Here is an 11,814-nt window from a genome sequence, read left to right as displayed (position 1 = left end):
CGGAAGTTCATAATACCCGGCATCATCCGAGACCACCTTGCCCACTGCTGTACCACTAGACTGTTCATTGATCGTCAGCTCAATTCCACTGATAGGACGACCTTCCCCATCTAAAATCGTGCCACTCAGTAACTGTTGAGCAGGCAGTGCAAAGTCACGGCTTACACTCTGATTGAGACCTAACCCCGTCTCAACCATTTGAGCTAGACCACTGCCCTCCGGAGGAACAAAAGAAAGGCTATCCAGACCCGCAAGAACTACGATGCTGTAGAAGCCATTAGCATCCGACTCAACACTCGTCATTACCTGACGGAACTGATATTGCCCCAACGCCGAGCTGTCTGACCAATAATCATCGGCCTTCACCAACACACCGCTTACCGGAACCCCATTCTGATCCGTCGTCTGGCCGGTAATGGTTACAAATGGCAGCTGAATATCCTGGGTGGTTGCCCCGTCTATCGCCAGGTTGGCAACTACAGGTAATACCCAGAAACGATCGGGGCGCGGTTGATTAGAGCTAACGCTATAACTGTGCCTTGCCTCAATTTCATATACCCCGGGCGCCAGCGGAAGTTCATAATACCCGGCATCATCCGAGACCACCTTGCCCACTGCTGTACCACTAGACTGTTCATTGATCGTCAGCTCAATTCCACTGATAGGACGACCTTCCCCATCTAAAACCGTACCACTCAAAACCGAAGCGCTCTCAACCAGCACCACATTACGCTGAGAAGCACCATCACCCACATCCACATTAGAAATCAGCGTGTTACCAAATCCAGACTCCACAGAAGGCGCAACCACCAGGTTGTATAAACCCGGCTCCAGAGCCTCCAGGGCATACTGTCCGTTGCTGTCCGTAACCGCCGTGGCCGCAGGGCCCGTTGCCTCCGGTTCAGTTGCACCATCGTCCGGTGCAGACTGCTCGACAGTGCCTCCATCGCCCGCCATCACCAGGTACAGCGACACTTCTGCGCCGGCCAGGGGCGTGCCACCTCCATAAACCGTGCCATTGAGGCTACCCGCCTGAGCCGCAGAGGCAAAAACCAGCAGGCCCAACCAAACAATGAAAGAGGAATAAAACGTTTTTACTGAGCGCATTGGGGCCCCCTGGGTATGTCGGTTTGCCGAACGGTGTCGGCAATCGAATCCTGAAGTTGTACTTTGAGTTGTGCCGCAGTCTTTGGCGGCTCGGCGCGATTTGCGAGAATCTCTGCCGCCGGAATAAACCCATTTTCAAGAGCAACGGAAAGCCAGGCGTGGCCAACTGCTAGATCTACCTCTGTACCCCGGCCATTCAAATGCATAGAGCCCAAAAACAGCTGTGCCTCCGGGTGGTTCAACTTCGCTGCACGCTCAAACCAATGGAAAGCTTCGGAATAATTTCTGCCACTCACCTGCCCTTGGTAGGCGAGTAGGCCCAGCTCAAACATTGCCCGCGGATAATTCTGCTCAGCTGCTTTCATCAGCCAACGCATGCCTGTAGAACTGTCCTTAACCACCCCATAACCACGGGCGAACATCGTTCCAAGGTAATACTGGGCGACAGGCTCTCCAACCACGGCCAGCTCAGAAAACTCCCGGTAGGCAGCATCCCAGGCATTCCTCTCCACCGCCAAAACACCTACACATAGTGACGATAGAGACTCCCTAGCTGGAGGCTCTTTTACGTTTTCAATATTCGACGAAGATTCCTGGCCGGGGAAAAGCCAAAGAACAGAAGCAAGAGCGGCGATAAAAATGATGACAAGAACAACAAGCGGTTTCTTCATCCTGAAGCCAACAATCCCGAAACAAATGGATGCGATAGGTAGGAAGGTAGTGTATCGCCCAAAGCGGCACAAGTGATTAAAACAGTATTACCAAAACAACTTACAAAAAAACAACATTGGGGTCATACCCCAAAATCAGCGGAGCGAGAAATCTTCGTGGATCAGTGTGAGGTTCGGGTTATAGGCCGGATCGTGCATCAAGACCTGACCCCAGCGTTGTTTCATATAGGCGGCCTCACGATTGGCACGGTCGCGCTTCTCCGGAGTGTCATCGGCGCCTCGACTGACGGATTCGTGGTGGTAGGCTTCTGCAAACGGTGTCCACACGTTTCGGTAACCGGCTTCTCGGACTTTTAAACAGAAATCCACATCGTTGAAGGCCACAGCAAGATTTGCTTCCTCGAGGCCGCCCACCTCTTCAAACACCGATTTCCGAACCAACAAACAGGCGCCCGTTACCGCAGAAAGATTCTGCACCAGTTTCAGGCGATACTCATACCCTTCCGCGTCACGTTGCAGGTACTTATGAGAGTGCCCTGCCACCCCGCCAATACCAAGAATCACGCCGCCGTGCTGGATGGTTTCGTTAGGGTAATACAGCTTGGCCCCAACGCAGCCTACCTCCGGGCGCAGAACATGGCCTACCATTTCATCCAGCCAATCACCATTGATAGGCTCAATATCGTTGTTAATCAGCCCGATAACTTCCCCCCGAGCTTCTGTCACACCAAAATTGTTGATTGCTGAATAATTGAAGGGAAAATCCCAGCGCAACACCCTCACCCGAGAATCCCGCTCAGTCACATTGCCCATGTACTCCAGAGTGCGTGCACAATCGGACTGATTATCAAGAATCAGCACCTCGAAGTTCGGATAAGTAGAGCGCTGAAGAATGGCATCGACACAAGGTTCAAGAATCTCGACTCCGTTACGCGTCGGGATCAACAGACTCACCAAAGGCGGCTTCGACGGAACAGGATACTTCTGCCGAACCCCACCCAGTACTTTGATGACCTCAACACCCTGCCTGCCAGCCTCGGCCCGGGACCACTGTTCATGGGCCAGCGTGCTGTCAGCTTCCGCGGCTTCAAGCTCGTGGGTGTCAGCCCGGCGACCATGAAACAGCACACGGGGAACATGATGCACCGACAGCCCTGCACCAATACCAAGCTGCAACATCACACCATAACGCCACCCGTGCAAGCCGGCGCCGAAACGGTGAACGCCTCTACGAATCGCCTCTGGCTTCAGCCACAACGCCTTGCCTGTATAGTTTCGGGATAACAACAAATCCGGGTTCCAGTCTGGCCGAAAACTCGGCCCAAAGCGGCCGCCATTCTCATCCAGACAATCCTCATCACAATAGAGCAACGGCAGTTCTGGCTGTTTTCCCGCCTGAGTTGCGACCCACCAAAAGGCATCAGGTGATAAGGCGTCTCCCGGCTCCATCACTACCAGCCAATCTGCTTCGCTGCGCCAAACCTCCTGCTCAACCTGCTCGGTAAGTGGCCTGGAACATAGCTCCAGGGAAAGACGATCATCCGCCGCCACAATCCCCTCAAACCATGCACATTCCGATTCCGACAGCGCAGCAGAAACCACCATCTTCAAGCACCAGTCCCCCCACACCTGATGTTCAACCGCTGCGACTGACCGACTAACCATTGATCGATCCAGGGAATCAACCGCCAACAGCACCTCAAAACGATACCCTACCGGGGCCGGCCGTTGCCCAATATCAGTGGCAGTCAAAGCCGGATTTCTAGCCAGCCATTCCGGATAGCTCCAAGCCATCGACATGCGGGCAAACGTTTCCTCGTAATACTTGGCGGCCAATGCCAGCCAATCCGTGCCAGCCTCCGATGCCTCTTTACGAATGCCTGGCAAGACATCTTCAAATCGGGTTTCTTGCCAATGGTAATGCATATTCACCAAACGCCTGGCCAGGCGATCCAGGGCCATTCTGGTGGTAACACGAGCAAAGCGAAGATGTTCGAAAGTAAATTGCCCGGCACTTTCCATAGGGTCTATGCGAATAGACTTAACCCTGTTCGGCACCCTGCATAAACGCTTGGTAAGCCGCCCCGCTTTTAAAGGAAGATAAAAACTACCTGCATCGCTAAAGCCGTCGCCAGTATTGAAGTAAACCCTTAAGCCTGCCAGAGGTTGATCGTGACGAAGCACCACCTCAAGCATATACCAGCCCGGAGCCGGTAAATCGTAGCGCCAGCCGAACTGCGGATCCGCCCCTGCAGAGCACCAATCGTAGTCGCCATTAGCTGAAGGCTCTAGCTGCTGCCTCACCTCAAGACAATCAGCCGGCTTACGAACCAGTGGGGTAAACTCCAGCAGCCGATGCAACCAACGCCGGACAAAAAAAGGAAGGAAACGGGTCATCAGGGCCTTAATCAGTGCTCAAGAAGCGATGTGTCGAACATATTGATGGCAGGCTTCAACAAATATTGGAACAACGTGCGGGAGCCAGTTTTAATCACAACCTCAACCGGCATACCGGGCACCAGCTGAAAATCGCCCAGTTGTTGTTCCAACGAATCGGGGTCTGCAACCAGCTTGCCAATATAATACGACGTGCCATCCTCTTCATTGACAAAACTGTCGGCCGAGAGCTCCACAAGCTTACCCTGCACAATCGGAATATTCGCCGTATTGAAACCCGGAAAGCGCAGATCGGCCAACATGCCTACTGCAACCGAATCGATGTCTGATGGTGCAATCCGAGCTTCAACCACAAGCTCCGCCCCCTGGGGCACCACCTCCATGAGCACATCTCCGGGGCGAATCACTCCGCCAATGGTATGCACCGCCAGTCCCATCACCATACCGTCTACAGGCGCCCGGATATCCGCCTTGCGAATCCGGTCCTCCACCACATACAAACGCTCTTCCAGGTCATAGATCTCGGATTTGATACGGGACAACTCATTGGCCGCCTCGGTTCTGGCATTGCGCTCAATCTGAATAATCTTCAGCCCGGCCTCGGTTACCCGCACATTGGTACTGGCAATCTCCGATTTGTGCTCGGCAATCTCGCCCTGATACTCATCCCGTTGGCGCTGCAATTCCCGAATGCGCAAGTTGTTGGACAAGCCCTTCGAGAACAGTGCGTCGTACTGGGCAATTTCTTCGTTGTAGGACGTAACCATGCGGTTCTTGGCATCAATCATTTCCTGCAGCCCGCCGGCTTGCAGCTTCAGCTGCTCTATCTGTTGCTCTAATACCTCAACCTCTCCCAACCGGGCCTCTCGCCGTGCCAGAAAATGCTCCAACGACGCCTCACGGGCCTCTACACCTCGCTCATCCGTGGCCAGCACCTCTGGAAAATCCGGCAGATCTGCACCGGTTAACTCTGCCAGAAAGCGGGCTTCCTCCGCCTTAGCCGCTAACAGCTGGCCAGTCAGAATCTGCCGCTCTGCGCGGGCCTGGGTATCGTCCAGGCGCATCAGCAAATCGCCCTGGTTAACCGCCTGGCCTTCCTGCACCAGAATAGTTTCAACAATACCGCCTTCGTAGTGCTGAACCTGCTTGCGGTTGCCCTCAACTTTCACAATACCCTGGGCCAGGGCCGCGCTTTCCAGAGGCGCAAAGGCAGACCACACACCAAACACCAGAAACACCAGCGCCACAATCAGCGAACCCGCCAATAACACCTTGCGATCGCCAGAATCCCCCACATTGCCCACAGCACCGGGCAAAGCATTACTCAAAGACGGGCCTGCCATCACGACGGCGCTCCCGAGGACGGCGGCCGGGACACCTTACGCACCGGAACCGGCGCCGGCCGTGCCGCTTGATTCATGGCCGACAGAACCTTGGCTCGTTCATCAAAATCACGAACCTGGCCCTCAACCAAAACCATAATCTTGTCTACACCATTCACCAGCGACATCCGGTGAGTAATCACCAGCACCGCCGTACCCCGCCGTTTAAGATCAGCTACCGCGCGAGCCAGGTCTTTCTCACCGGCATCGTCCAGGTTCGAGTTGGGTTCATCCAGAACCACCAGTTTCGGAAAACGATAAATCGCCCGGGCCAGGGCGATACGCTGGCGCTGCCCCCCAGAGAGCACTCCGCCACTCTGACCAATCACCGTGTCGTAGCCTTGAGGTAAACGCAGAATAAGCTCATGAACACCAGCCAGCCTCGCCGCCTCAACCACCGCTTCAGCGTCCACGTCCCCAAACCTGGCAATATTGTCTTTTACTGAGCCATCAAACAGCTCCACATCCTGAGGTACGTAGCCTACAAACGGCCCTAACTGCTCGCGATCCCAATGATTAATATCCGCACCATCCAGCCGAACCACGCCTTTGGCAGCCGGCCATGTACCTAAAGCCGCCCTGGCAAGACTGGACTTACCAGAAGCGCTGGGCCCAATCACCGCTACCACCTCACCGGGATTTACGCTAAAGGACAAACCTTTCAAAACCGGTTCCTCAGCCCCTGGTGGCACCACAAACACGTGCTCAAAAGACAGCTTGCCAACCGGCTCCGGCAACTGCATGCGAGGGGGTGTTTCCGGTACCTCATTAAGCAATGCGGTTATTCGCTGATACTGTGAACGTGCCGCACTGAACCCACGCCAGGCGCCAATCAACTGATCGATAGGTGCCAGTGCCCGGCCCAACAAAATAGAGCCAGCAATCATCACACCCGGGGAAATCTCCTGCTCTAAAACCAAATATCCACCGAGACCCAGAATCAAAGACTGCACCAACATACGGATATTGCGGGATGTACTGGTAAAGCCAGCAGACCGCTTACTGGCCTGAGCCTGAAGGGCTTGAACCTCGTCATGCATGGGTTGCCATTTGCCGCGCACATTGGCTTGCATACCCATAGCGTGCACCGCCTCAGCATTCTGAAAATTGCGCGTTAACAGCTGGTTTACTGCCACGGATTTTTTGCTGGCTTCCTGCAGCATGGGATTGGTGAAATATTCATTGGTGAACGCCAGCGCCAGCAAAATCAGAGCCGCAGCTACGCCCACCCAACCGTAAAGCGGGTGGAACATGAACATAATCGCCAGGTACACCGGCAACCAGGGGAAATCCAGAAAGGCAAACAGGCCATTGCCCGTTACAAAGTTCTTCAGGCCGAACAAATCCTGCAGGCCCTGGGCACCGCTATTGGGCGCCCCCCGCAGTTTGTTCACAAAACCGGCGTTGAACAGCCGGGAAGCCAGCAGCCCGTCTATGCGCTCGCCCAGGTGAATCAACACCCGGGAGCGCACCCACTCAAGGCCACCCATAGACACAAGAAGAAAGACCATTATCAGTGTCAGCACCAACAAGGTGTTGTAACTGCCACTGGTAATAACCCTGTCGTACACCTGCAACATGTAAATGGCAGGCACAATCATCAGCAAGTTAATGCAAAAACTGAACACCACCACAAACCAGAACGAGCGCTTGCACAACGCAAACACTTCCCGGAACAGGTTTACCTGGTTGTTGTCTTGCATAAAAGCCCGAAAGAGAAACAGAAAAAAGCGACCCCGGCATGATAACCGGGGTCGCTGTTAATGCAACCCGAAGGTTGTTAAGGGGTGTTACACGAGTGCGACTTCATCGGACTTAACACCATTGATCAGGATGTCGTAGCCAGTGTCAGTCTGGTCGATATCCACCACCGACGTTTCGCCAGAATAGTTATCAACCGTGAACTCGAAGTGCTCGGTGTTAGCAACGAAGTCCTTCTCAAACATGGCCAAGTCTTCAACGGCGACACCAGCTCGGTAGTCTGATGGCACATCCACCAACTCACCTGCGGCATCAGTACCAGACGGCAAGACTTCAAGAGAGTAATTACCTGCATTGCCATAGTCACTCTCTACTGCAATGTAGGCAGTTCCGGATTGATACGGAGTAAAGACGACGTGTTGGCCCACCTCATCCCATTCGGTATACCACTCACCCGAGAAATCACCAAACTCATTGGTAATACCCGATACCCGTGGCTGCGCGCCTTCTCCCTGAGAGTAATCCTCAAGCCCACGAATGATGTAGGTCTGGCCAGCTTCCACGCTGACAGCAAAGGTATCCACATCATCAGCCGTTTCAAATGCCGACCTTACGCCGTTACCGACTGTAAGCGCAGAAGAGGCATCCGACGGAGTACCACCTACCGTATCCAAGCCAATCTCTGAGGCAAGGTCCACCCGGTAGATATCCCCGAAGTTCAGGCTGCTAATGGTAACAACCGTACCTTCAACCGCAATGGAAAGCTCGGGAGCAGCCTGGCCGCCATCCCATTGTTCAAATTTGAACAATGCAAGATCATCACCGCCGGCACCATCCATCAAATCATTGTCGGATCCACCAACAAGAATATTAGATCCATCGTGGCCAACAATGATGTCATCTCCCCAACCACCTTCAACATAGATGCTGCTCGCAGGGCTCAAATCCAGCTCGGCATAATCCTGCAGAAGAATCGTATCATTGCGGTCTGTACCGATAATGCTTGCCGTACCATCACCGTTATCAATCACATCCGGCTGATAATCATCTTGCATTACCGAAACGCCGGACAGGGGATCGACCTCGAAATGCGCGAAGCCCACCGGACCATCAAAGAAAATGCTTTCTATGTTGATCAGCGTATCGATGCCGGAATCGCCGTCTCCAAACCAAAGATCGGTAACGGTTGCGGTGTAATTCTCATCGAAAGTGACACTGAACATATCCGTGTTTTCGACATAAATCGTGTAATCACCAGCAGCATTCTCACGCACACCGGCTTGCCATCGGCCATCGCCAGTGAACTGAGAATAGGCTGATTCATCGTAATTTATGTAGGTAACGGTATCGTGACCGTCGCCACCGTCCATGATGTCGTCGCCATCGAAATAACCGGTGTAGAAGGTATTAAACCCGGCATGCCCTACCATCGTGTCATTGCCTTCACTGGCATAAAACTCAATGGTGTTCATGTCATTCGATGCATCCAGCTCCGCAAAATCTGAAGCGGCGATTACATCATCCTGGGTACTGCCATAGATGACGCCACTGCCGTCACCCGTGTTCCAGCTCTCAGCATACGCCTCATCTTTGATCTCGCCGTAAACCTGATAACTACCGGCACCATCAGAGCTAATGTATAGGGAGCCCACTGGTGTGGAGATATTGATTTCGTTGATGTTTGCGAGAGTGTCATTGCCCTCGTCTCCATCTGCAGCAAGAAGATCATTAACGAACCCATTGCCATTGGCATCCAGCGACACGTGGTACAGATCAACATCGTCAACGAAAACCGTGAGCGTTCCGTCACCATTGTCACGAGTGGCAAAGGTAGTGAAGGAATAACTCAGGCCGGTTTGATCCCAGTAATCCCAGCCATCTGTGTAGTAATTGGCCGTATTGTAGCCACCCACCCCGTCGATAATATCGTCACCGGCCCCACCTTCAATCCAGTTAGTGCCGCCGTGCCCGGTTATAGTGTCGTTACCGTCACCCGCAATAATATCGATTGAGCTGTCTGCACTAACGGTGATCTCATCGGCAAAATCCGCGACGTTGATTACATCGTCGTTTTGCGTGCCAATAACCTCGCCGTTGAACTCGTCATCTCGCTCCGCATAGACATAATTTCTGATGAAGCCCCAAACGTCATAACCCCACTCGTCGTTGTAGTTGATACTCAGTGAGTCCATACCACTGGGGTTACCCAGGTTCACCGTATCGACATTGATCAAGGTGTCCCGACCAAAGTCACCGTCCTCATCCCAAAGATCTTCGATATAGCCCGGTTGACCATTGATACCCGTCAAGCTCAGGTTATAAAGATCTTGGTCATTTACGAAGACCGTTATTGAGCCATCTTCCTCAAAACGGTAATCGAATGCGTAGATGCCCTCCGGGCTATCCCAGAACTGATCATAAGCGGACAAATCCGGAGCATGATATGAGGCGTAGCTCCACTCACCAAGACTACCGTCCATGATGTCGTTGCCGGCGCTGCCCTCAAAGAAAGTGGTGCCGGAGCCGCCAATGAGTGTGTCGTTACCGCCACCGCCCCACATATCGACGTAATCACCCGGCATGAAACCATTTTCTTCAGAGGCCTCGAGCACATCATCACCAACGGTACCGCGAATCTGGCCCCACTCGGGGTTATATTCCGGTGTATTGGTACCTGACACTCGATAGCCGTTGCTGTCACGCTGGATTAACAGATAATCCACCGTTCCCTCAATTTCGATTTCCTCGATTCCCACGAGCGTATCAGTGCCCAAGCTCTCTGAACCCGGGCGCAGATCCGTTACGGTACCGGTGCCATCGGCATTCAATTCAACCGTCAGAACATCTGTGCCGTTCTTGGTGACCGTCAGGGTGCCATCGCCGTTATCCCGGTAGCCCAGGAACGCGCTGTAGTCGTTAAAGTCGAACAGGCTGTATTCGGCCTTATCGAAGCCATCACGGCCATCAATAAAGTCGTCTCCCCGGCCACCCTCAAAACCGCTGTCTCCGGCATGGCCATAGAGCGTATCGTTGCCATTACCACCGCTGATATCAATCCAGTCCTCAAAGCCGAAATCGGCAAACTCGGGAACGGTCTCTACATCAATGGTGTCATCGCCAACGGTGCCTTCAATTTCGCCTTCCCTGCCCCAGTAATCCTCTTCAACCTCTACAAAGGTTTGGTAGGGCGACTTGTAGTAGTACTCACCGGCTTCCTGATCGTACGTGATACCAAACTCACCGTGGTCGTTCAGAACAAAAACAACATCCACGTTGACCAGCGTGTCTCGCCCTTCATCGCGGCCATCGGCGAGGGAAAGATCCTTCACCCAGTTAAAGTCACTGTTGGTGAGGTTCAATCGATAGAGATCCCCGGTGTCATCAAAAATGACCACATCACCATTCGGCTCAAAGCGAATGTCCGGCGCCTGGGTAGCGCCATTACCGCGGGCGTCATAAATGGCTTCTTGATCGTTATCGGAATCTTCCTGCCCCATCAGGGTGTCGTTACCTTCCCCCCCAATGAAGTAGTTCTCACCGTTGCCACCTACGATAATATCGTCGCCGGCACCGCCGAAAACGTCGACCCAGGAATCTTCGCTATTGGTGCCTGCAGGCAGAATATCCGGAATAACGATGTCGTCTGCATTGTCAGATCCGTAGATAGCGCCTTCGTTGCCCCAGTGCCCAGACAGCTCTGAGGTGACCCCGCTCTGCGCGGCCTCGCCCCGGCCAATTACGCCGTCGCCAGTGAAATCGACACCATCCATGATTTCATAGCCCTGCAGCACGCTCTCTGGCATGGGGCCTACAATTTCAATCTGGGCGGCAAACTGGTCGTAAATAAACACCTGGTAATCACCGGAATCCAGGTCACGGCCAATGGCCAGGTACTCAATATCATCCGGGCCCCATTGCTGGCGCACCAGATTGACCATCTCGAAGGAAACGCTGGGCTCAACCTGGGTACCAGCGCCATCAGTAACAGGAACCGTGACACCCTCGATGGTGATGCTGTAGCCCGCGCTGTTCCACTGCAATGATGCGGTATCAATCTGTTTCACAACGCCATCAGCGGGCTCCGGCTCCGAGAGAATGCCGTCGCCATTAAGATCAATGCCAATCGCCGCTTCTTGTTCAACAAAACTGGCTACCGAGCCCTCTGCCGTCTGACTGCTGAGCACACCGGCCGCGGTGAAGTACATCAGAGCGATGTTGCCATTGGCCAACTGTTTCACAGCCACAAAGCCGCCATCTTTGGGCTCTGCATGAACCAGGGTGTAATCCGAGTTTTCAGCGAGGGGCTGGCCTGCGCCATCCGTCAGGGCGACGGAACCGGCCGGCATTTCCACCTGGTACTCACCGTTCACGGTTATCAGGGTAGCCGAGCCTTCGGATTCGATGGTGTTGATGACGTCTGGGGCGCTGAGTACGCCGTCGCCGTTGAGGTCGATTCCGATTTCGGCTTCGCGCTCAATATAGGAGCTCAAGGATGCGTTCGGCGTCAGGTCGACCATGTTGCCCGTGGCACTGAACCAGCGCAGGCTCACCTGGCC

General features: G+C 53.8%; 6 protein-coding genes. All 6 read right to left on the bottom strand.

Annotation, left to right across the window (positions count from 1 at the left end; all coding sequences use genetic code 11):
* Positions 1 to 1,107: carboxypeptidase regulatory-like domain-containing protein (locus ACSSVV_RS20440; protein ID WP_454106932.1), on the bottom strand; the 1,107-nt coding region annotated here is incomplete at its 3' end.
* Positions 1,095 to 1,778 carry a tetratricopeptide repeat protein gene (locus ACSSVV_RS20435; protein WP_454106931.1) on the bottom strand — a complete coding sequence of 228 codons (684 nt, stop codon included), beginning with the start codon at positions 1,776 to 1,778 and terminating at the stop codon, positions 1,095 to 1,097. The genes ACSSVV_RS20435 and ACSSVV_RS20440, both read right to left, overlap by 13 nt.
* A 135-nt stretch (positions 1,779 to 1,913) precedes the next feature.
* Positions 1,914 to 4,175: a glycosyltransferase family 2 protein gene (locus ACSSVV_RS20430; RefSeq protein WP_454106930.1), complete on the bottom strand. Its 2,262-nt coding sequence runs from the start codon at positions 4,173 to 4,175 to the stop codon at positions 1,914 to 1,916.
* Between the two features lie 11 nt (positions 4,176 to 4,186).
* On the bottom strand, positions 4,187 to 5,518 hold the full coding sequence (locus ACSSVV_RS20425; RefSeq protein WP_454106929.1) for an HlyD family type I secretion periplasmic adaptor subunit: 1,332 nt from the start codon (positions 5,516 to 5,518) through the stop codon (positions 4,187 to 4,189).
* Entirely contained in the window at positions 5,518 to 7,260 is a 1,743-nt protein-coding gene (locus ACSSVV_RS20420) for a type I secretion system permease/ATPase (RefSeq protein WP_396621484.1), read from the bottom strand. Before ACSSVV_RS20420 ends, ACSSVV_RS20425 begins: the two co-directional genes overlap by 1 nt.
* 87 nt (positions 7,261 to 7,347) lie before the next feature.
* Positions 7,348 to 11,814: hypothetical protein (locus ACSSVV_RS20415; RefSeq protein ID WP_454106928.1), on the bottom strand; the 4,467-nt coding region annotated here is incomplete at its 5' end.

Source organism: Marinobacter sp. MBR-105 (assembly GCF_053628895.1).
The sequence above is the reverse complement of the archived record's forward strand: the minus strand, read 5'-3'. Positions and strand labels throughout refer to the sequence as shown.

Excerpts from the sequence above, each read along its gene's own strand:
- ACSSVV_RS20435 (WP_454106931.1), bottom strand. The coding sequence starts at position 1,778 with ATGAAGAAACCGCTTGTTGTTCTTGTCATCATTTTTATCGCCGCTCTT.
- ACSSVV_RS20430 (WP_454106930.1), bottom strand. The coding sequence starts at position 4,175 with ATGACCCGTTTCCTTCCTTTTTTTGTCCGGCGTTGGTTGCATCGGCTG.
- ACSSVV_RS20425 (WP_454106929.1), bottom strand. The coding sequence starts at position 5,518 with ATGGCAGGCCCGTCTTTGAGTAATGCTTTGCCCGGTGCTGTGGGCAAT.
- ACSSVV_RS20420 (WP_396621484.1), bottom strand. The coding sequence starts at position 7,260 with ATGCAAGACAACAACCAGGTAAACCTGTTCCGGGAAGTGTTTGCGTTG.